Source organism: Burkholderia sp. AU19243 (assembly GCF_018148075.1).
GTDB lineage: Bacteria > Pseudomonadota > Gammaproteobacteria > Burkholderiales > Burkholderiaceae > Burkholderia > Burkholderia latens_A.
In genome coordinates this window covers 269,235-290,186 of record NZ_JAGSTV010000005.1, presented here as the reverse complement: position 1 = coordinate 290,186, position 20,952 = coordinate 269,235, and the positions used below count along the sequence as shown (strand labels likewise).

22 protein-coding genes are annotated in these 20,952 nt (G+C 66.6%); 13 read left to right on the top strand and 9 right to left on the bottom strand.

The annotated features are described in order from the left end of the window. Positions 1–398 precede the first annotated feature (398 nt). Positions 399–881 (bottom strand): helix-turn-helix domain-containing protein, encoded by a 483-nt coding sequence (locus KDW55_RS12565; RefSeq protein ID WP_212160653.1) that lies wholly within the window; start codon positions 879–881, stop codon positions 399–401. 169 nt (positions 882–1,050) lie between these two features. Between KDW55_RS12565 and KDW55_RS12560 the strand changes: the two genes are divergently transcribed. Together KDW55_RS12560 and KDW55_RS12555 are read left to right on the top strand one after the other, a co-directional pair. Then, complete coding sequence (locus KDW55_RS12560) at positions 1,051–1,488, top strand: PaaI family thioesterase (protein WP_040144124.1); 438 nt, start codon at positions 1,051–1,053, stop codon at positions 1,486–1,488. A 197-nt stretch (positions 1,489–1,685) separates the two neighbouring features. Beyond that, positions 1,686–2,738, top strand: a complete 1,053-nt coding sequence (locus KDW55_RS12555) for an NADP(H)-dependent aldo-keto reductase (protein WP_040144125.1) — start codon at positions 1,686–1,688, stop codon at positions 2,736–2,738. Positions 2,739–2,871: 133 nt separating this feature from the next. Here KDW55_RS12555 and KDW55_RS12550 read toward each other — a convergent pair whose 3' ends face one another. Together KDW55_RS12550 and KDW55_RS12545 are read right to left on the bottom strand one after the other, a co-directional pair. Further along, entirely contained in the window at positions 2,872–4,158 is a 1,287-nt protein-coding gene (locus KDW55_RS12550; protein WP_212160652.1) for an MFS transporter, read from the bottom strand. A gap of 34 nt (positions 4,159–4,192) precedes the next feature. Then, on the bottom strand, positions 4,193–5,614 hold the full coding sequence (locus KDW55_RS12545; protein WP_212160650.1) for a M20 family metallopeptidase: 1,422 nt from the start codon (positions 5,612–5,614) through the stop codon (positions 4,193–4,195). Positions 5,615–5,778: 164 nt separating this feature from the next. On the opposite strand from KDW55_RS12545, the gene KDW55_RS12540 reads away from it, so the two are divergent. The 4 genes from KDW55_RS12540 to KDW55_RS12525 all read left to right on the top strand — a co-directional run bounded on the left by KDW55_RS12540 (position 5,779) and on the right by KDW55_RS12525 (position 9,628). After that, entirely contained in the window at positions 5,779–6,732 is a 954-nt protein-coding gene (locus KDW55_RS12540) for a LysR substrate-binding domain-containing protein (protein WP_069241365.1), read from the top strand. 64 nt (positions 6,733–6,796) lie between these two features. Continuing rightward, positions 6,797–7,924 carry a tRNA 2-selenouridine(34) synthase MnmH gene (gene mnmH, locus KDW55_RS12535; protein ID WP_069241366.1) on the top strand — a complete coding sequence of 376 codons (1,128 nt, stop codon included), beginning with the start codon at positions 6,797–6,799 and terminating at the stop codon, positions 7,922–7,924. Next, complete coding sequence (locus KDW55_RS12530; protein ID WP_212160649.1) at positions 7,921–8,979, top strand: permease; 1,059 nt, start codon at positions 7,921–7,923, stop codon at positions 8,977–8,979. The genes mnmH and KDW55_RS12530 overlap by 4 nt, the downstream gene beginning before the upstream one ends. Positions 8,980–9,205: 226 nt before the next feature. After that, a complete protein-coding gene (locus tag KDW55_RS12525) occupies positions 9,206–9,628 on the top strand; it encodes a hypothetical protein (protein ID WP_040144131.1) in 423 nt (140 codons plus the stop codon). Between the two features lie 48 nt (positions 9,629–9,676). On the opposite strand, the gene KDW55_RS12520 is transcribed toward KDW55_RS12525, so the two are convergent. From KDW55_RS12520 to KDW55_RS12510, 3 genes are all read right to left on the bottom strand, one after another. Continuing rightward, the gene (locus KDW55_RS12520; RefSeq protein WP_209825298.1) at positions 9,677–10,510 is read right to left on the bottom strand and encodes an ABC transporter permease; all 834 of its coding nucleotides are present in this window, start codon (positions 10,508–10,510) and stop codon (positions 9,677–9,679) included. A gap of 6 nt (positions 10,511–10,516) precedes the next feature. Beyond that, a complete protein-coding gene (nodI, locus tag KDW55_RS12515) occupies positions 10,517–11,431 on the bottom strand; it encodes a nodulation factor ABC transporter ATP-binding protein NodI (protein WP_209825246.1) in 915 nt (304 codons plus the stop codon). A 159-nt stretch (positions 11,432–11,590) separates the two neighbouring features. Beyond that, complete coding sequence (locus KDW55_RS12510; protein ID WP_212160648.1) at positions 11,591–11,755, bottom strand: hypothetical protein; 165 nt, start codon at positions 11,753–11,755, stop codon at positions 11,591–11,593. On the opposite strand from KDW55_RS12510, the gene KDW55_RS12505 reads away from it, so the two are divergent. Then, positions 11,754–12,251 carry a universal stress protein gene (locus KDW55_RS12505; protein WP_040144134.1) on the top strand — a complete coding sequence of 166 codons (498 nt, stop codon included), beginning with the start codon at positions 11,754–11,756 and terminating at the stop codon, positions 12,249–12,251. The two genes, KDW55_RS12510 and KDW55_RS12505, sit on opposite strands and share 2 nt — an antisense overlap. Positions 12,252–12,356: 105 nt before the next feature. Here the strand turns inward: KDW55_RS12505 and KDW55_RS12500 are convergent, their stop codons facing one another. From KDW55_RS12500 to lexA, 3 genes are read right to left on the bottom strand one after another with little or no spacing between them, the layout of a single operon-like run. Further along, positions 12,357–13,073 (bottom strand): DUF2939 domain-containing protein, encoded by a 717-nt coding sequence (locus KDW55_RS12500; RefSeq protein ID WP_212160647.1) that lies wholly within the window; start codon positions 13,071–13,073, stop codon positions 12,357–12,359. A gap of 28 nt (positions 13,074–13,101) precedes the next feature. Continuing rightward, complete coding sequence (locus KDW55_RS12495; protein ID WP_040144136.1) at positions 13,102–13,440, bottom strand: hypothetical protein; 339 nt, start codon at positions 13,438–13,440, stop codon at positions 13,102–13,104. Between the two features lie 26 nt (positions 13,441–13,466). Then, the gene (gene lexA / locus KDW55_RS12490; RefSeq protein WP_040144137.1) at positions 13,467–14,114 is read right to left on the bottom strand and encodes a transcriptional repressor LexA; all 648 of its coding nucleotides are present in this window, start codon (positions 14,112–14,114) and stop codon (positions 13,467–13,469) included. A 264-nt stretch (positions 14,115–14,378) separates the two neighbouring features. Here lexA and KDW55_RS12485 point away from each other — a divergent pair, with 264 nt between their 5' ends. The 6 genes from KDW55_RS12485 to KDW55_RS12460 all read left to right on the top strand — a co-directional run bounded on the left by KDW55_RS12485 (position 14,379) and on the right by KDW55_RS12460 (position 20,867). After that, positions 14,379–15,416, top strand: a complete 1,038-nt coding sequence (locus KDW55_RS12485; RefSeq protein WP_040144138.1) for a sulfate ABC transporter substrate-binding protein — start codon at positions 14,379–14,381, stop codon at positions 15,414–15,416. A 138-nt stretch (positions 15,417–15,554) separates the two neighbouring features. Then, on the top strand, positions 15,555–16,460 hold the full coding sequence (gene cysT, locus KDW55_RS12480; protein ID WP_040144139.1) for a sulfate ABC transporter permease subunit CysT: 906 nt from the start codon (positions 15,555–15,557) through the stop codon (positions 16,458–16,460). Next, complete coding sequence (gene cysW, locus KDW55_RS12475) at positions 16,457–17,404, top strand: sulfate ABC transporter permease subunit CysW (RefSeq protein WP_059544178.1); 948 nt, start codon at positions 16,457–16,459, stop codon at positions 17,402–17,404. The genes cysT and cysW overlap by 4 nt, the downstream gene beginning before the upstream one ends. A gap of 13 nt (positions 17,405–17,417) precedes the next feature. After that, on the top strand, positions 17,418–18,476 hold the full coding sequence (locus KDW55_RS12470; protein WP_040144141.1) for a sulfate ABC transporter ATP-binding protein: 1,059 nt from the start codon (positions 17,418–17,420) through the stop codon (positions 18,474–18,476). Positions 18,477–18,567: 91 nt separating this feature from the next. Beyond that, the gene (locus KDW55_RS12465; protein WP_040144142.1) at positions 18,568–19,494 is read left to right on the top strand and encodes a CysB family HTH-type transcriptional regulator; all 927 of its coding nucleotides are present in this window, start codon (positions 18,568–18,570) and stop codon (positions 19,492–19,494) included. 419 nt (positions 19,495–19,913) lie between these two features. Continuing rightward, the gene (locus tag KDW55_RS12460; protein WP_040144143.1) at positions 19,914–20,867 is read left to right on the top strand and encodes a sugar ABC transporter substrate-binding protein; all 954 of its coding nucleotides are present in this window, start codon (positions 19,914–19,916) and stop codon (positions 20,865–20,867) included. Positions 20,868–20,952: the final 85 nt, after the last annotated feature.

Sequence of the window (20,952 nt, the reverse complement as noted above, 5' to 3'; positions counted from 1 at the left end):
CGAATGATTTCGAGACAGCGGGCCGTGAGTGTAACGCAGACACGGCGGCGCAGCCACGCCTTCGTGGGAACGAGATGCACAGTCGCGCAGGCGGCATGCGCGACGTGGCGTGGCGCGTCGTGTCGCCTCTCGTTTGCATTGGCCGGATGGTCGGGCCGGTGCCCGGGTTCGGCGGCGAATGCGTGCGCATGCGCGCTCGTGTAGATTGCCGCGGCATGGCGGCTTGCGTGCACGCAATCGCAACGGTTAGCGCGCTGCGGTAAGGGTGAACGACCGACACTGCGAGTGGGGCGCATCAACTCGAGGGCGCCGGCATGCTCGAACCTATGCGGCGCGTGTACGCGCGCATGCGGGCCGATGGCGGTGATCGACGTGCGGCACGCCAGCAGCATCGAACATCAGGTATCGCGCGGCCCCCCAGTCTCGCATGCAATCCAGCCGGGCCCGGGTTCCGGCTGCACGTCGTGCGCATCGAGCGGTTCGCCGCACGCCGAGCACACCGCGACCGCATGCATCAACTGCCCGCAATTGCGATGGCGCAATTGCATCGGCGGCCCCTTGCCGTCGTCCTTCCAGTGATCGCCCCATGTCATCAGCGCCAGCAGGGCCGGGTAGAGGTCGAGACCTTTTTCCGTCAACCGGTATTCGAAGCGCGGCGGGCGTTCCTGATACGCGCGCTTGACCAGCACGCCTTCGTCGACGAGTCGCGCCAGCCGCTCGGCCAGGACGTGGCGCGTAAGCCCGAGCTGCGTCTGGAACGCATCGAAGCGGCGGCAGCCGAGAAATGCGTTGCGCAGGATCAGCATGGTCCAGCGATCGCCGAGCACGGCGAGCGTGCGCGCGACCGAACAGTTCAGCGTGCCGATGTCATCCCATTTCATGATCGAGTCTCGTGCGGCGGTTCAGTAAAGGAGCGGGTTCGATTATAGAACCCGTGCTCGATTGCCATCGCTGCGGGTTGCGTTGACAAGCCGTGCGCGGTTGTCAATAATTCGTTCCAATTCGGAACTTACTAGCGCGCCGACGCGCGTTCAACCAGGAGACAACCCGATGAATCCGCTTTCCCTGTCCGGTCTCGAACTGCTGCGTGCGGCGGCTGCGGGCGACGTGCCGCTCGCGTCGATTTCGGAGACGATCCCGATGCGGCCGCTCGGTGTGGAGCTCGGTTACGTGAAGATGTCCGCGCGCGCGGACGGGCGGCACCTGAATCCGCTCGGCGGTGTGCACGGCGGGTTCGCGGCGACAGTGCTCGATTCGGTCACCGGCTGTGCGGTGCATTCGATGCTCGATGCGGGCGTCGGCTATGGCACGGTCGATCTCCACGTGAAGATGCTGCGCCCCGTGCCGCGCGACGTCGATCTGATCGCGGAAGGACGCGTGATTCACCTGTCGCGTTCGCTGGGCGTCGCGGAAGGGACGTTGAAGACGCCGGACGACAAGATCGTCGCGCATGCATCGGCGACCTGCTTCATTCAACGGCCGCAGTAACGGCGCGGGCACGGGTGAGCTGTTGCACGCTGTTGCAGTGGGCAACGCAGCGGACGGTCAACGGGACGCGGCCTTCATGCGCATCCAGAGTGCCGCCAGCGTATCGAAGGCCGCCTGTAAGCGCGCGCACCGCCTGTCTGAAGCGCTCGCGTCAATGTGATAGCTTTCCTGCTTTCCACTGACGCCACAGGAACAGCATGGAATACCGCACACTCGGCGATTCGGGCATCGAAGTCAGCCTGATCGGTCTCGGCACGATGACGTGGGGCGAGCAGAATTCGGAGCGCGACGCGCACGAGCAGATCGATTACGCGCTCGGGCAGGGCGTCACGCTGATCGATGCCGCGGAAATGTACCCGGTGCCGCCGAAGCCCGATACCCAGGGCCGCACGGAGCAGTACATAGGCACGTGGCTTGCTCGGCATCGCGCGCAGCGCGACCGGATCGTGCTCGCGACGAAAATCGCGGGTCCGGCGCGGCAGCCGCACAATCCGCGCCATATTCGCGGCGAAGGCAATCAGTTCGATCGAAAGAACCTGACCGAGGCGCTCGACGGCAGCCTCAAGCGCCTTCAAACCGACTATGTCGACCTGTACCAGCTGCACTGGCCCGATCGCAGCACGACGACGTTCGGCCGGCCCGCGTATCCGTGGGTCGACGATGCGTACACGGTGCCGATCGAGGAAACGCTCGGCGTGCTCGCGGAGTTCGTGAAGGCCGGCAAGATTCGCGCGATCGGCGTGTCGAACGAAACGCCGTGGGGCGTCGCGCAGTTCCTGCGCGCGGCCGAGAAGCTCGGGCTGCCGCGCATCGCGAGCATCCAGAATCCGTACAGCCTGCTCAATCGCACGTTCGAAAATGGTCTGTCCGAATTCACGCACCGTGACGGTATCGGCCTGCTCGCGTATTCACCGCTCGCGTTCGGCTGGCTAAGCGGCAAATACGAGAATGGCGCGCGTCCGGCCGGGGCGCGCATCACGCTGTTCGAACGTTTTCAGCGCTACAGCAAGCCACAGGCCGTCGCAGCGACGTCGCGTTACGTCGCGCTCGCAAAACGTCATGGGCTGTCGCCCGCGCAGCTCGCGCTTGCGTTCGTCAACAGCCGGCCGTTCGTGCGCAGCAACCTGATCGGCGCGACGTCGCTCGAGCAGCTGAAGGAGAACATCGGCAGCATCGACGTGAAACTGTCCGACGAGATCCTTGCCGAGATCGACGCATTGCACGAGTTGCAGCCGAATCCGGCACCGTAAGACGACGAGCGGCCCGCGCGGCGCGAGTGCGGCGGCGGGCCGTGCAGCGCGCGCATCCCAGCGCGCTCGCGGCTTTCGCGGTCGCAAACCGGCGGTACATGAATAGGCGGATGCGCCGCGCGCAGAAGTGCCGTTACCGCATCCCGAGCCGCGTGCGCGCAACCAGCAGCGCCGCAAGACTCAGCACCGCGCAGCCGATCAGGTAAAGCGCCGGCGACAGCCGATTGCCCGTCGCGCTGATTAGCCAGGTGATGACGAACGGCGCGAAGCCGCCGAACAATGTGACGCCCGTGTTGTAGCTGACCGCGAGCCCGGTCGCGCGCGTCTGCGCCGGAAACAGCTCGGCCATCAGCGCCGGCAGCGCGCCGCAGTACGTCGCCTTCAGCAGGCCGATCCAGATCAGCGCGGCGAGCATCGTCGCGAACGATGCGTGATGCGTGAGCCACGCGAACGTCGGCCACACGGTCGCGAGCATCAGCACGGCAGCGGCCGCCATCACGCGAATCCGGCCCGTGCGATCCGACAGATGGCCGACGAGCGGCGTGACCAGCGTCAGCACGAAGCCGGTCGCGAGCGTCGCCGCGAAGCCCGTCGACGCCGGCAGCCCGAGCTGCTTGATCGCGTACGTCGGCATGTACAGCACCATGTAGTTGATTGCGGTCGAGATCACGAGCACGCCGATCGCCAGCAGCACGCGCATTTTCTGGTCGGCGAACAGTTCGCGCACGGGGGCCGCGGAGCGTGCTTGCGTCTTGAATTCGATGCCTTCGTCGACGTAGCGGCGGATATAGAGCCCGACCGGTCCAATCGCGAGCCCGAACAGGAACGGCACGCGCCAGCCCCAGCTTTCGAGTTGCACGGTGCTCAGCGTTGCGGTCAGCAGCGCACCGAAGCCCGATGCGAGCAGCGTCGCGAGCCCTTGGCTCGCGAACTGCCAGCTCGACATGAAGCCCCGCCGCTGCGGCGCGTGTTCGACGAGGAACGCGGTCGAGCTCGCGAATTCGCCGCCGGCCGAGAAGCCCTGCATCAGCCGCGACAGCATGATCCCGAGCGGCGCCAGCACGCCGATCGACGCGTAGGTCGGCATCAGGGCGATCAGCAGCGTGCCGGCCATCATCATCGCGATCGACAGCAGCAACGACGCCTTGCGGCCCGCGCGGTCCGCGTATGCGCCAAGCACGAAGCCGCCGATCGGCCGGATCAGGTAGGACAGGCCGAACGTGCCGAGCGTGAGCAACAGCGATGTCGCTTCGCTCGTCGCCGGAAAGAACAGTTTGGCGATCGTCACCGCAAAAAAACCGTAGACGATCAGATCGAACCATTCGAGCGCGTTGCCGATCGACGCGGCGAAGATGATGCGCCGGATCTTCGCGGCGCTCGGGCGGGCGGCGTCCTGCGACGTCAGGGTAGTCGTATTCATCGTATGAGCAGATCCCGAGAAAGGAGCGAACGCGTTAAAGGACGGTGCTGGCCACGGCCGGCGCCGCGCGGCGTGCGGACGGCGGTGCGTCGCCGAGATCCCAGAAGAGGCCGGCCATCATCTGCAGCCCCTCGCGTACGACGCTCGCGAGCAGATGCTCGTCGGGCGCGTGCTGCGAGCACGCCGGATACGAGTGCGGAATCCACAGCGTCGGCAGTCCGAGCGTGTCCGCGAACACTTCGTTTGGCAGCGTGCCGCCGAGATTGGGCAGGATCGCCGGCTTCTTGCCGGTCGTACGTGCAATCGATGCGACGGCCCAGCGGACCCACGGATCGTCGGGCGGCAGTCGCGTTGCCGGTGCGCCGCGTTCGACGTCGATCTCGATGTCGGCGAAACCGTGTGCATCGAGATGCGCGCGCAGGTGCGTCTGCAGCGCTTCCCAGTCGGTGCCGACGACGAAGCGCAACTGGCAGTGCGCATACGCGACGGGCGGAATCGCATTGACCGGATGCTCGGGATTGCCGGCCTTGAACGCGAGGATCTCGAACGCATTCCAGCCGAACACGCGCTCGGCGGCGCTGAGGCCCGGCTCGCCCCAGTCCGCATCGATCGCGGGGTCGCCCGGGCCGCCGCCGACGGACAGATCGGCAAGCGCGGCGCGCACGGCGGCCGGAATCGGCGGCGGGCGCAGCCCGGCAACCCGGATCGCGCCGCGCGCATCGACGAGGCTTGCGAGTGCGTTCGCGAGCACGGTCGCCGGATTGCGCAGCAGCCCGCCCCAATTGCCGGAGTGATGGGCGCCATCGCGCGCGCGCAGGCTCAGCTTGAAGTTGACCGAACCGCGCGAGCCGAGGAACACGGTCGGGCGTTCCGCCGTCAGCCGCGGGCCGTCGGATGCGATCAGCACGTCGGCCGCGAGCGCATCGCGCTCCCGGCGGCACAGTGCGTCGAGGCCCGGCGAACCCGTTTCCTCGCCCATCTCGATCAGCAGCTTCGCGTTGAAGCCGAGCCGGCCGCCGCGGCCGGCGAGCACGCTCGCCAGCGCGGCGAGGTTGATCGTGTGCTGGCCTTTGTTGTCGGCACTGCCGCGGCCGTACCAGCGATCGCCGTCGACGGTCAGCGTCCACGGCGACAGCGGCGCGCGCCATTGCGCGTCGTAGCCGCGCACGACGTCGCCGTGGCCGTAGATCAGCACGGTCGGCAGCGCGTCGTCCTCGTGGCGGGACGCCAGCAGAAACGGGCCGCCGCCGTCGACGGGGTTGTCGACGATGCGCGACGTAAAACCGAGGCGCGCGGCCTCCGGTGCGATCTCGTCGGTCAGATACGCGCGCAGCGCGGCGCCTGCGGAGCAGTCCTGACTTTCGGTGCGCAGACCGACACGGCGGCTCAGGGTCGCGAAGAGCGCACCCGATTCGAACTGATTCAATGCGTGCTGAAGGACGGCGGTGCGGCTCAAGACGGTCTCCTCTGTCGTTTTGCGAGCCCGGTGCGGCGCGCAGGGTCCAGGTTGCGATCGATTCTAGAAAGCCGTTTTTTTTGTCACAATGATCGAATTTCGAACCTTTCGTTGCCGAAAAGGCAAAGCGGAGCGGCCCGGTCGACGGCCTCGGAGACACCACGATGACGGCTTTCCTGCATGGTCTTGCGCTGCGGTACTTCGTCGAAGTGGCGCGCACCGGGTCGATCAGCGACGCGTCCGCGCGATTGCACGTGGCTGTTTCGGCGATCAGTCGGCAGATCGCGAAGCTCGAAAGCGAGCTCGGCGCGCCGCTGTTCGAGCGGCGCCCGCGCGGGATGGCGCTGTCCGAGGCCGGCGAACGGCTGCTGGGCTTCGCGCAGCGCAGTCTGCTGGAAGCCGAGCATGTGATGAAGGAGATCGGCGGGCTGGAGGCGCTGCACGGCAGCCTGCTGAAGATCGCATGCTCGGAAGGGTTCGCGATCGATTTCCTGCCGGGCGCGCTCGCGAGCTTCAAGGCGCGCCACCCGGGCGTCGATTTCACGGTGTGGGTCGTGTCGCCGGCGGACGCGACGCGGCGTGTGCGCGACGGCGATGCCGACATCGCGCTGACGTTCAGCCTCGCACCGGAGCAGGGCGTGCGCGTCGAACACGCGGAGCGCGCGCCGATCTTCGCGCTGGTGCGCCGCGATCACCCGCTCGCCGCGCGCGACGCGGTGTCGCTTGCCGATATCGCCGGCCACCCGCACGTGCTGCCCGAGGCAGGCACGACGGTGCGTCAGCTGATCGACATCGCGTGCGTGCTCGACGGCCTGATGCTGGAGCCGGAACTGACGAGCAACAACACCGCGGTGATGTACCGCTACGCGCAGCGTACGGGCGCGGTGATGTTCACGGGCCTGTTGTCGGTGCGCGACCGCATCGACGCGGACGGATTTGTCGTCGTGCCCGTCACGAACCCGCAACTGCGCGAACGGAGCATCCAGGTGCAGACCATGGCGGGGCGCGATCTCCCCGCGTCGGTGCGCGCGTTTCGCGACCATCTGGTCGACGCAATGCGTGCCGCGTCGGCGCCGCCGGTCGCCGCGCGCGGCCCGGGGCGCCCGGGCGTGAGATAATCTCGAATCCGCCTTCCGTGCCCGTGCGGCTCGCCGAGCCGCATCGCCCCTGTTCGACGCCGAATTGAAGAACCTGATTGTCACCCTCGATCGCGCCGGCGAGTTCGACGAGATCATCGACGTGCGTACGCCGCTCGAGTTCGCCGAGGACCACATTCCCGGCGCGCTGAACGCGCCCGTCCTCAGCAACGAGGAGCGCGTGATCGTCGGCACGATGTACCGGCAGGTGTCGCCGTACGAAGCGACGCGCGTCGGCGCTGCGATGGTCGCGCGCAACATCGCGCGCCATCTCGACACCACGTTTGCCGACCGCCCGCGCAACTGGCGGCCGCTGATCTACTGCTGGCGCGGCGGGAAGCGTTCCGGCTCGATGACTACCTGGTTCAACCTGATCGGCTGGCAGGCGCGCCAGCTCGAGGGCGGCTACAAGGCGTACCGGCGCGCGGTATGCGCGACGCTCGACACGCTGCCGACGCGTTTTCGCTACATCGCGCTCGTCGGCCATACGGGATGCGGCAAGACGCGACTGTTGAACGCGCTGCGCGACGAAGGCGCGCAGACGCTCGATCTCGAGGCGCTCGCGTGCCATCGCGGCTCGCTGCTCGGCGCACTGCCGGGCGTGCCGCAGCCTACGCAGAAGTCGTTCGACTCGGGTCTCGTGAAGACGCTCGAACGTTTCGACCCCGCGTGGCCGGTATTCGTCGAATCGGAAAGCCGCAAGATCGGGCTTATCCAGTTGCCGCTCGCGCTGCTGGACGCGTTTCGCGCGGGGCCGTGGGTGCAGGTCGAGGCCGCGCATGACGAGCGCATCGCATTCCTGCTCGACGATTACGCGAACCTGTTCGACGAGCCGGCCGCGTTCAAGGCGCAGCTTGACCGGCTGATCGGCCTGCACAGCCGGGAAGAGGTCGCGCGCTGGAACGCGATGATCGACGCGAACGCGCGCGCCGAACTGTTTCGCACGCTGATCGACAAGCATTACGATCCCGCGTACGCACGCACCAACCGTTCGTCGTACGGCAACCCGAACCGCGTGCTCACGTTCGCGTTCCGGCCGAGTGCGGCCGACGGGCGGCAGCAGGCGCGCGCGCTGCTCGACGCACTGGAGCAGGCCGGGCTGCCGGCGCTGCCCGCCGCGGGCGCGCATGCCGGATCCGATACCGACAAAAACCAACCGACCACCACACGATGACGACCACACGCACTCAACCCAGTCCGGCACTCGGCTGGATGACCTTCCTGCTGATCGCGGTCGCGGGGCTTTTCTACGTGAAATGGTTCCCGTACTACAACAAGGCGTTCGTTGCCGCCGAGCACCACTCGATCGGTCAGTCGATCCTGATGGGCACGTCGGCAAGCGCGCCCGAACCGTCGCTGAAGGCGGCGCTCGACTATGCATGGGCATACGGCAAGGCGATCTGGCAGGCGATGGTACTCGGCCTGCTTCTCGGCTCGGCGGTGCAGGCGCTGCTGCCCGCGCACTGGGTCGCGCGCGTGCTGGGTCGCAGCGGTTTCGGCAGCGTCGCGGCGGGCGGCCTGCTGTCGCTGCCGGGCATGATGTGCACGTGCTGCGCGGCGCCGGTCGTCGCGGGATTGCGCGCGCGGCACGCGTCGCCCGGCGGCGCGGTCGCGTTCTGGCTCGGCAACACGGTGTTGAATCCGGCAGCGCTGGTGTTCATGGGTTTCGTGCTCGGCTGGCACTGGAGCGTGTTGCGGCTCGTGCTCGGCATCGCGATGGTGTTCGGGATCGGCTATCTGCTGAACCGGATCGCCCGCCCCGAGGACCGCAGCATCGACGATGCACAGCTCGCGGCGCTGGCGGCCGAACAGGCTGCCGCGGGCAACCCGTTCGTGCGCTGGGTCAAGCTGCTTGCGCGGATGGCCGTGCGGCTCGTGCCCGAGTACATCGTGCTCGTGCTGCTGCTGGGCGCGGCGCGCGCGTGGCTGTTTCCGCACATCGGCCCGGACATCGGCAACCATCTCGGCTGGATCATCGCATTCGCGGTCGCGGGCACGTTGTTCGTGATCCCGACGGCCGGCGAGGTGCCGATCATCCACGCCATGCTGTCGCTCGGCATGGGCGTCGGCCCGGCTGCTGCGCTGCTGCTGACGCTGCCGCCGATCAGCGTGCCGTCGCTCGCGATGCTCGCGCGCTCGTTCAAGCCTTACATGCTGGCGATCGTGACGGGCCTCGTCGTCGTATTCGGGATCGCGAGCGGGCTGCTTGCGATCGCGTTCGGGTTCTGACGGCCGCGCGCGACGGGCACGCGAGCGGGGCGATGCGGTCGGACGCATCCGGGTTCGCATCGCCGGTCGGGCAGCCAGGCACGACAGACGCGGCTGGCCGCAAACGAGCCGGCATGACAGCCGCCGCCCGCCACGCCGCTTGCGCCTGCCGTGCGACCGTCGTATTCATCCGGCACCGCCGCTTCGAGCGTGCGGCGCCCTTTACAAGAAGCAAACAGGAAAACGCATGACCCAACCGAAGATTCATCCTCGACTCGAAAAGGCGCTGACGCGCGGCGATCTCGCGATCCGCCAGGCCAATTCCGCGCGGGCGACTGCCGTGCTGAACGCGCTCGGCACGATGATCATCGAAGCGTCGGCCACGATCGGCGTCGAGGCGAGCATCGACATTCCGCAAGGCGACCGCATTTACGATCCGGTAAACGGCCTGTGGCCGCAGAAGATGCTGGTGTCGTTCGACGGCCCGGTCGATGAAGCCGATCCGGAAGAACTGCGCGCGGTTTATCTGGTCGCAGACGACCCGGGTACGCAGTTTCGCGTCGAATGGCATCGCGCGGACGGCAAACTCGGCCGCCACGAAGGCGGGCCGCTCGCGACCGTCGCGTTCCTGACCGACGTGGAGATCCCGTGGAGCGATGACGACGAATAACGTCGTCACGATTGCTTCGTATCGAGCCGGCGCAACGCGCGCCGGCTGTCAGCGCATCATTCGCCGCCGGAACAGCCACGCGGACACCACGAAACCGCCAACCGCATAGCCTGCGAGAACCGCGAGGTGCATGCCGACGTCGGCCGCCGGCCGGCCGAGCATCGCGGGCCGGATCAATTCGACCGCGTTCGCGAGCGGCAGCACGTGCGCCGCGTGCTGTGCGATCGGCGGCAACTGCGCGATCGGAAAGAATACGCCTGACAGCAGCAGCATCGGCGTCAGCACGAGCGTCTGATAGAACATGAAGAAGTCGTAGGACGGTGCGAGCGCGGTGACGATCATTGCGGTGCTCGCGAACGCGAGGCCGGCCAGCGCGATCACGGGCAGGGCCGCGAGCATCGACGGAAACCGCGCATAGCCGAGCAGGCCGGCAACCAGCATGATCGCGACGCCCGACAACAGCGCCTTGCTCGCACCCCAGACGATTTCTCCGAGCACGATGTCGCCGAGCGCGAGCGGCGTATGCATGATCGCCTCCCAGGTCCGCTGCACGTGCATCCGCGAGAAGCCCGAATACATCGATTCGAAGCTCGCGGACATCATCACGCTCGACCCGACCGTGCCGGCCGCGAGAAATGCGATATACGACACGCCGTCGACGTGGCCGAGCATCAGGCCGAGCCCGAATCCCAGCCCGAACAGATAGATCATCGGATCGGCGAGATTGCCAAACATCGACGCAAGCGCGAGCTTGCGCCACACGAGATAGTTGCGCCGCCACACCGCGATCCAGTTCGTGGCATTCGCGGGCAGCGCAATCGCGAAGCGCGATTCGCGCGGCGGGGTTAGCGGCGCGGCAGTGGAATAGTTGCGTACGTCCATCATCGATCAGTCCTGCATGTCGCGGCCCGTGAGCCGCAGGAACACGTCTTCAAGATTCGCCGGACGATGCAGATAGCGCAAGCCAGTGCGACCCTTGAGCCGCGCACTGAGCGGCTCGGGATCCGTCACGTAGCAGAACAGCGTCTCGCCGCTGATTTCGGTGTGTTTCGCGAACGGCGACAGCTCGTCGCGCAGCGTGCTCGGATCCGGTCCGTAGACTTCGATAACGTCGCACCCGATTTCCGATTCGATCAGCGCGTGCGGCGCGCCTTCGGCGATTTTGCGACCGTCCTCGATCACGCACAGCCGGTCGCACAGCCGCTCGGCTTCCTCCATGAAATGCGTGGTGATCAGGATCGTCTTGCCGCGCGCGAGCAGCGAGCGCAACCGCTCCCACATCAGATGCCGCGCCTGCGGATCGAGACCGGTCGTCGGCTCGTCGAGCACGAGCACGTCCGGGTCGTTCACGAGCGCGCGTGCGAGCGTCAGCCGCCGCTTCATCCCGCCCGACAGCTCGCCGACCTTCGCATCGGCCTTGTTCTCCAGCTTCGCGAATTCGAGCAGCGGCTGCACGAGCCCGCGTGCAGCCGCTGCGGACAGTCCGAAATAGCGGCTGAATACGAGCAGGTTCTCGCGGACCGTGAAGTCAGGATCGAGGTTGTCGAACTGCGGGACGACGCCGACGCGGCGGCGCGCATGCCGCGCACGCGACGGAACCGGTTCGCCGCACAGTGAAATCGCGCCGGCATCGGGGTACGCAAGGCCAAGCAGCATCTTCAGCGTCGTGGTCTTGCCGGCGCCATTCGGCCCGAGCAGGCCGTAGCATTCGCCAGCCTGCACGTGGAAGGACAGGCCGTTGACGACGAGCTTGTCGCCATAGCGCTTTTCGACGTTCCGGAAATCGATCGGTGCAACGGACATGGGCGGGTTTGTCGTTGTAAGCGGGCGCGTATCGCGGCCGGCCGGGCCGGCTTGCCGGCGTGCGAACGGATCGCGCGCATGCGTGTCACACGCGCATGGCCGACGCGACCGTGCATCGGCGGCACGAATGGGCCATTTTAGTGCATCGGTTGCATCCGATCACGGCATGTCCGCGCGGGGCGGTGCATGCACGCGCCGATCATGCACCGCATCATCGCCGACCCGCCCCGCGTGGCGAATCAGCGTTTTCCATCCCTTGCGTCCGCAATTGCGGCGCACCATGATGAGTGCATAGCGCACGTAGTCGCGATAGGGAGGTTTCATGGCTAGCTACAACAAGATTCTGCTCTGCTACGACGGCACCCTCGAAGGGCGCAAGGCACTGCGGTGCGGAGCCAATCTCGCGCTGGATCTAAAGGCGGAAACGCATTTGCTGTCGGTTGTCGACATGCGTTCCAGCATCGCGCAAAGTGCCGGGCTGCTCACCGACGTCGCGTGCGGCCGCTTCGAAGAAACCGCGCGCGAGATCCTGCAGGAAGGCGTGAACTGGCTGCGCGAGCGCGGCGTTCAGGCGGAAGGGCATTTCGCGTTCGGCTATCCGATCGACGAAATTGCGAATCTCGCGACGGAAATCAACGCCGATCTCGTCGTCGTCGGCCACCGGTGCCGCAGCGGCTTGTCGAGATGGTGGATGGGCTCGGGCAACACGCAACTGCTGGATCGCGTGAATTGCAGCATTCTCGTCGCGTGTTCTTCGGCGGAAGAGCAAAAGGCCGAGATCGCGCGCGAGCGCGAAGCGGCGATCGCGAGCGGCACGTAACACCGCACCCGATATCGCAAGCGCGTGACCGGGCGCGGTGCGCCGCGATTCATGCCGGTTTCGCGCCGCGCTGCGTTGGCGGCATCTCATCCGCTCGAAGCACGCTCACGCGTGCAGGTCGATCGCGGACAGCTTCCAGGAAAACAGCCCGACGCGGTGGAAGATCGCTGCATAGCGCGTGCCGTCGGCGCTGCGCTGGTAGGTCACGACGAATTCATCGATATTCCGATAGCCCGCACTCGTCTGCTGCGGATGGCCTGCGTCGCGGGGGCGGGCCGGTGCGGGCGCTGCCGCAGGCGGGGCCGGCGCAGTCGTAATCGTGCTACTGCCGGGTTGCGGCACGCTGGCGGCGGTGCCTGGGGCCGCAGGCACTGCCGCTGGTGGTGCTGCTGCGTTGCCACGCGTGCCGTCTGGCACAGCGTCCGACCAATCGGGCGGCCTTTCGCCGGGATTGCCGCGCGGCGGGATCCCGCTCATCAGCGCCGCTACGCCTTCCGGTGTCGCATACGCATCGACCAACGGGCCGATCAATGCAGACCCGATCAGCGCGCCGATCACCGCGAACGGGTTGTCCTTCTTCACTGCATCGATCCGGCGCATCAATTCTTCCGTGACTTGCTGTTTCAAGCTGATGCGCAGCGACGGGAAATCGACGTATTCACTGACCGCTTGCGCATCGCGCGCGTCGACCGCCGATTTCAGGCGACCGAGTGCGATATACGGGGAAGCGTACGCGTAGCCGATCGCCGCGAATACGGCGACGGCCAACACGACGATCAGCAGAGGTTTGAGCCGCAACGTGCGGCCCGTTGCTCCAGTCACGATGCCTCCGGGTGGACGGGTTCCGCTATCAGAGACCGCCGTGCGTGGCCGATCGTTCCTCGGCGATGCAGCGATCGATCATCCGGCACACGGCATCGATCGTGCCCACCATGATCAGGCGCGACCGGCCGTGATAGACGCGCACCGGCGCCCGGCGCGCCGGTTCCGCGTGATTGAGGCCGGCATTCAGCGAGACGCGCGCGAAGGCGGGAAGCGCTGACGGCAGCAGCGACGCCTGCCGTTCAACTGCGACTTCTTGGCTCACCACGGGCGCCGCGGCGGACAGCGGCGCGCAGGGCGTGCGGCCGCGCAGATGACGCAGGCGGCCGAATTGACGGAAAGGCAGCAGACGGGAAAGGCGTTCCATGGTGTTCTCCTCAGCGAGACCGATTGTCAGAGTTCGCCCGAGCGGATCAGCCCGACGGCGATGCCTTCCAGCGCGAACTCCGCGCTGCCGGCCTTGACGAAGATGTTTTCGTAATCCGGGTTCTCCGCGATCAGCTCGATGCCGCCGGGGCGGCGCATCAGGCGCTTGACCGTGACGTCGTCGCCAAGACGCGCAACGATGATCTGGCCATCCTTCGCTTCGGTGCGCTTCTGCACCGCGAGGAGGTCGCCATCGAGAATGCCGGCGTCGCGCATCGACAGCCCGCGGACCTTCAGCAGGTAGTCGGGCTTGCTCGTGAACAGCGCCGGATCGCACGCGTAATGCTGCGAGATGTGCTCCTGCGCGAGGATCGGGCTACCGGCTGCGACCCGGCCGACCAGCGGCAGCGACAGTTGCATCAGGCCGGCGTGCGGCAGCGTGAACTGATGCGGGACGTCGTCGACGCCGAGCAGCCGGATGCCGCGCGACGCGCCGGCCGCGAGCTCGATCACGCCCTTGCGCGCCAACGCACGCAGGTGCTCCTCGGCCGCGTTCGGCGAACTGAAGCCGAGCTCGGCGGCGATCTCGGCGCGCGTGGGTGGAAAACCGGAGCGCTCGATCGCGCGGCGAATCAAGTCGAACACTTGCTGCTGACGGGCGGTGAGTTTGGTCATGGCTGAACTGTATGGATAGACAGTGAGCTGTATTTTTATACAGTACTTCGCGAATTTCAAGTGTTACTTGAGGTTCGCCGCGATCGCGCCGGTTCCGGCGTCATTTTGTGCCGCCCTGACGCCGGTTTGTCTGCCGCAACCGTCCGTCCAGTCTGCGTTAGCACTTTTGAGTATTAAAAAATGAAGAACGATTATTTTTAATCATGTAACCCGTTCGATAGACTGGCCCGACATCGCAACATCGACAACACTGGAGAACCAAGGATGGCGAAGCGCAATACGGGGCTGGTGGGCGGAGCGGGCCGCCTGATCGCAACACTCGCGCTGGGGGCGGCGGCGGCGCTGGGCGTCGCGACCCACGCGCAGGCCGATACGACCTTCCTGAACGTGTCGTACGACCCGACGCGCGAGCTGTACCAGGATTTCAACCAGGCGTTCGGCAAGGAGTGGAAGGCGAAGACGGGCGAGACGGTCAACTTCAAACAGTCGCACGGCGGCTCGGGCGCACAGGCGCGCTCGGTGCTGGACGGGCTGCAGGCCGACGTCGTCACGCTGGCGCTCGCGTACGACATCGACGCGATCGCCAACAAGGGCCTCGTCAACAAGGACTGGCAAAAGCGCCTGCCGGACAACGCGTCGCCGTACACGTCGACGATCGTATTCCTGGTGCGCAAGGGCAATCCGAAGGGGATCAAGGACTGGGACGACCTGACCAAGCCCGGCATCTCGATCGTCACGCCGAACCCGAAGACCTCCGGCGGCGCGCGCTGGAACTATCTGGCCGCGTGGGCGTATGCGGTGCACAAGCCGGGCGGCAACGAGCAGAGCGCGAAGGAATTCGTGACGAAGCTGTACAAGAACGCCGGCGTGCTCGATTCGGGCGCGCGCGGCGCGACGACGAGCTTCGTGCAGCGCGGAATCGGCGACGTGCTGATCGCGTGGGAAAACGAGGCGTTCCTGTCGATCAAGGAATTCGGCACCGACAAGTTCGAGATTGTCGTGCCGTCGGTCAGCATCCTGGCCGAGCCGCCGGTCGCGGTGGTCGACAAGGTGGTCGACAAGAAGGGCACGCGCAAGCTGGCCGAGGCGTACCTGAATTTCCTGTACAGCCCGCAAGGCCAGGAGATCGCGGCGCGCAACTACTACCGTCCGCGCGCGAAGAACGTGCCGGCGGAACTGACGAAGCAGTTTCCCAAGCTGAAGCTGTACACGGTCGACGACACGTTCGGCGGCTGGACGAATGCGCAGAAGACGCATTTCGCGGACGGCGGCGTGTTCGATTCGATCTACAAGCCGCAGTAACGCACGCAACACCATAACGACAGCGGCGCGCCACGACAGCGCGCAGCATCCCCGGCGGGCCGCCGGCGCGAGAGAGCATTCTTCGCGCCGGCGTTTGCGTCGGGCCCATGAGCAGCATCGACCCAGCAAGAGCATCCGATGACGACGTACACCTTTCGCAAGCCGAGCGCGCTGCCCGGTTTCGGCGTGACGCTCGGCATCACGGTGGCTTATTTGAGCCTCGTGGTGCTGATCCCGCTCGCCGCCACATTCCTGAAAACCGCGACGCTGTCGTGGGGCCAGTTCGTGACTGCCGTCACGTCGCCGCGCGTGCTCGCGTCGTACCGGCTGACGTTTTCGGCCGCACTCGGCGGCGCACTGATCAACGCCGTGTTCGGCTTTCTCGTCGCGTGGGTGCTGGTCCGCTACACGTTCCCGTTCAAGCGCGTCGTCGACGCGATCGTGGACCTGCCGTTCGCGCTGCCGACGTCGGTCGCCGGCATCTCGCTCGCAGCCGTCTATGCGACGAACGGCTGGGTCGGCCAGTATCTCGCGCCGTTCGGCATCAAGATCGCGTTTACGCCGGTCGGCGTCCTGGTCGCGCTGACCTTCATCGGGCTGCCGTTCGTCGTGCGCACGGTGCAGCCGGTGCTCGAGGATTTCGAGCGAGAGCAGGAAGAGGCCGCCGCATGCCTGGGCGCGTCGCGCTGGCTGACGTTTCGCCGCGTCGTGCTGCCCGCGGTGCTGCCGGCGCTGCTCACGGGCTTCGCGCTCGCGTTCGCGCGTGCGCTCGGCGAATACGGGTCGGTGATCTTCATCGCCGGCAACGTGCCGATGAAGTCCGAGATCACGTCGCTGCTGATCATCACGAAGCTCGAGCAGTACGACTACGCGGGCGCGACCGCGCTGGCCGTCGTGATGCTGGTCGTGTCGTTCCTGATGCTGCTGCTGATCAACACGCTGCAGTGGTATCTGCAGCGCCGCACGAGCAAGGGCGCGAGCGGCCCCGCGCCCGCAACCGCCACCGCGGCCGGTACGGCGGCCGCCGCCGGAGGCCAGCGATGAGCCGGGAGTCCACTGTCGTGCTGAACAATCCGTCCGCCGCGCGTGCGCGCGCCGCCAAACAGCTCGATCCCGTCAGCGAGCCGCGTGCGGTGCGCTGGCTGCTGATCGGCATCGCGCTGGCGTTCCTCGCGTTCTTTCTCGTGGTGCCGCTCGCCGCGGTGTTCTTCGAGGCGCTGCGCAAGGGCGTCGGCTTCTATCTCGAATCGCTCGCCGATCCCGACGCGTGGTCGGCGATCAAGCTGACGCTGACCGTCGCCGCGATCGCGGTGCCGCTGAATCTCGTGTTCGGCGTGTGTGCATCGTGGGCGATCGCGAAGTTCGAGTTCCGCGGCAAGGCGCTCCTGACGACGCTGATCGATCTGCCGTTCTCGGTGTCGCCAGTGATCTCGGGGCTCGTCTACGTGCTGCTGTTCGGCGCGCAGGGCTGGCTCGGCCCGTGGCTGCAGGATCACGACGTGCAGATCATCTTCGCAGTGCCGGGCATCGTGCTCGCGACGATCTTCGTCACGTTCCCGTTCGTCGCGCGGGAGCTGATTCCGCTGATGCAGGCGCAGGGCACCGACGAGGAAGAGGCCGCGCGCGTGCTCGGTGCGTCGGGCTGGCAGATCTTCCGGCGCGTGACGCTGCCGAACGTGAGATGGGGGCTGCTGTACGGCGTGATCCTGTGCAACGCGCGTGCGATGGGCGAGTTCGGCGCGGTGTCGGTCGTATCCGGTCACATCCGCGGCGTCACCGACACGATGCCGTTGCACGTCGAGATCCTGTACAACGAATACAACTTCGCGGCCGCGTTCGCAGTGGCGTCGGTGCTGGCGTTGCTCGCGCTCGTCACGCTCGCGCTGAAGCTGCTCGCCGAGCGCCATCTCGCCGCCGAACTGGCCGGCGCGCGCGATGACGTTCCCGCTCATGCCGGCCCCGCCGCCGCCATTTCGTCGAAATCGTAAAGAGGCAACCAGAATGGGTATCACTGTCCGTCATCTTCAGAAGCGCTTCGGCGATTTCACCGCGCTCGACAACGTGTCGCTCGACTTCCCGCCCGGCGAGCTCGTCGCGCTGCTCGGGCCGTCCGGCTGCGGCAAGACCACGCTGCTGCGCGTGATCGCGGGCCTCGAGCACGCGGACGCCGGCCAGGTCGTGCTGCAGGGGCTCGACGTCGCATCGGTCGGCGCGCGCGATCGCCAGGTCGGCTTCGTGTTCCAGCATTACGCGCTGTTCCGCCACATGACCGTGTTCGAGAACGTCGCGTTCGGGCTGCGAGTGAAGCCGCGCCGCGAGCGGCCGTCGGAAGCCGTGATTCGCGACAAGGTGCACGAGCTGCTGAAGCTGGTGCAGCTCGACTGGCTCGCGCAGCGCTATCCGTCCGAGCTGTCGGGCGGCCAGCGACAGCGGATCGCGCTGGCGCGCGCGCTCGCGGTCGAGCCGAAAGTGCTGCTGCTCGACGAGCCGTTCGGCGCGCTCGACGCGAAGGTGCGCAAGGAGCTGCGGGGCTGGCTGCGTCGCCTGCACGACGACCTGCACATCTCGACGATCTTCGTCACGCACGACCAGGAGGAGGCGCTGGAAGTGGCCGACCGCATCGTCGTGCTGAACCGCGGTCGCGTCGAGCAGGTCGGCAGCCCGCAGGACGTCTACGATCATCCGCAAAGCGCGTTCGTCTACGAGTTTCTCGGCGCGGCGAACCGGCTGCCGGGCACGGTCGCCGGCCGCGGCTTCGTCGCCGACGGCGCGGCCGCGCCGATCGCGGTCGACGCCGATTTCGCAGGCCCCGCGAACGCATACGTGCGGCCGCACGATCTGCAGCTGTGGCCGGCCGGCGACGGCCATCGCGACGGCATTGCGGTCGACGTGCGCCGCGTGATCCCGCTCGGCGGCTCGGTACGCATCGAGCTCGAGGCGCGCTCGGGCGGCGCGCTGGAGGCGGAGCTCGATCGCGACGCGTGGCGTGCGCTCGAACTGCAGGTGGGCGACGGCGCGACGGCCGTTCCGCGCGCGGTTCGCGTGTTTCCCGCGCACTGACGCCTGAACCCGGCAACGAGAAGAGGGCGGATACCGCTCCGGATCGACATCGAATCGATATTCGAACAACGACAGCCTAAGAGGCATACCCATGAATTTTCAGCAATTGCGTTTCGTGCGAGAGGCCGTGCGCCAGAACATGAACCTGACGGAAGTCGCGAACGTGCTGTACACGTCGCAGTCGGGCGTGTCGAAACAGATCAAGGATCTCGAGGATGAACTGGGCGTCGACATCTTCATCCGGCGCGGCAAGCGGCTCACCGGGCTCACGGAGCCGGGCAAGGCCGTGCACCAGCTGATCGAGCGGATGCTGCTCGACGCGGAGAACCTGCGCCGCGTCGCGCGCCAGTTCGCGGACCAGGACAGCGGCCACCTCGTCGTCGCAACGACGCACACGCAGGCGCGCTACGCGCTGCCGAAGGTGATCCGGCAGTTCACCGAGGTGTTCCCGAAGGTGCATCTTGCGCTGCGCCAGGGCAGCCCGCAGCAGATCGCGCAGATGATCCTGAACGGCGAAGCCGATCTCGGCATCTCCACCGAAGCGCTCGATCGCTATCCGGACATCGTCACGTTTCCGTGCTATTCGTGGCATCACACGGTCGTCGTGCCGAAAGGCCATCCGCTCGTCGGCCGCGAGAACCTCACGCTCGACGAAATCGCCGAATATCCGATCATCACGTACGACCAGGACTTCACCGGCCGCTCGCATATCGACCAGGCGTTCGCGCAGGCGGGCGCGGTGCCCGACGTCGTGCTGACCGCGATCGACGCGGACGTGATCAAGACTTACGTCGAGCTCGGCATGGGGATCGGCGTCGTCGCCGCAATGGCGTTCGATCCGCAGCGCGACACGGGGCTCGTCGCGCTCGACACGCAGCACTTGTTCGAGGCGAGCACGACGCGCGTCGGCTTGCGCAAGGGCGCGTTCCTGCGCGCGTATGCGTACCGGCTGATCGAGATGTTCGCGCCGCACCTGAACGAAGCGGAAATCGCCGGGATGCTGCGCGAAGCAGTCTGATCCGCCGATGCACGGCGGTCGCAGCGGGCGCGGCATGCGCGCGCTCGCTGCATCGCATCGCTGCGCGGCGGCACCCGGCGGTGCGCGCCGCGCGAAGCGGTGATCCGTCTGCCGTAACACGCGGCAACCGACGCGAACGACAATGCGCTCCGAATAAACCCTTAAATATTGATCAGACGGGTTGCGCGTTGCATAGAAACGGTACAGCATAGCCGTCACTCCGCTGGCGTCCCCGCTGGCGGCGGCGCGTCGACGACAGCACGCGCCAGGCAGTCGGCCGTCTGCCTCGCTCCATTCCTTGGTACCGACAAGCAGCATCGATGGCCATTGCCCGGGTAGTGTGGCGCAAACGTTTGCTCGCATTAAAACAACAGTCGAATAACAATCCGGCCCGTCGGGCCAGTCGCCAGGAGATGTGTATGAATGTCCTGTTTCGCCGTCGCTTTCTGACCGCCGCGCTTGCCGCGGTCGCGGTCGCTGCCGCACCGGCGGCCGTTCACGCGCAGTCTGCGGCCAAGCCGAAGGTCGCGCTCGTGATGAAGTCGCTCGCCAACGAGTTTTTCCTGACGATGGAGAATGGCGCGAAGGAGTACCAGAAGCACAACGCCGCGCAGTTCGACCTGATCACCAACGGCATCAAGGACGAGACCGACACCGCGAACCAGATCCGCATCGTCGAGCAGATGATCGTGTCGAAGGTCGACGCTATCGTGCTTGCGCCGGCGGATTCGAAAGCGCTCGTGCCGGTCGTGAAGAAGGCCGTCGATGCGGGGATCATCGTCGTGAACATCGACAACCGGCTCGATCCCGACGTGCTGAAGTCGAAAAATCTGAATGTGCCGTTCGTCGGTCCCGACAACCGCAAGGGCGCGCGCAAGATCGGCGACTACCTCGCGAAGCGGCTGAAGGCCGGCGACCAGGTCGGCATCATCGAAGGCGTGTCGACGACGACCAACGCGCAGCAGCGCACGGCCGGTTTCCAGGACGCGATGAAGGCAGGCGGGATGAAGGTCGTGTCGGTGCAGTCAGGCGAATGGGAGATCGACAAGGGCAACGCGGTCGCGTCCGCAATGCTCAACGAATACCCGAACCTGCGCGCACTGCTGTGCGGCAACGACAACATGGCGATCGGCGCCGTGTCGGCCGTGCGTGCGGCGGGCAAGCAGGGCAAGGTGTTCGTGGTCGGCTACGACAACATCAATGCGATCAAGCCGATGCTCAAGGACGGCCGCGTGCTCGCGACCGCCGACCAGTACGCCGCGAAGCAGGCAGTATTCGGCATCGACACGGCGCTCAAGGCGATCGCCGAGCATCGCAAGCAGGCCGACATGACCGGTGTGGTCGAGACGCCGGTGGACCTCGTGACGAAGTAACGCCGCGCCGTTGCGGCCGCCTCCCTCAAGAATCCGGGGCGGCGGCCGTTATACGGGGTGAGCGCGATCACGGCCACTGCATGCA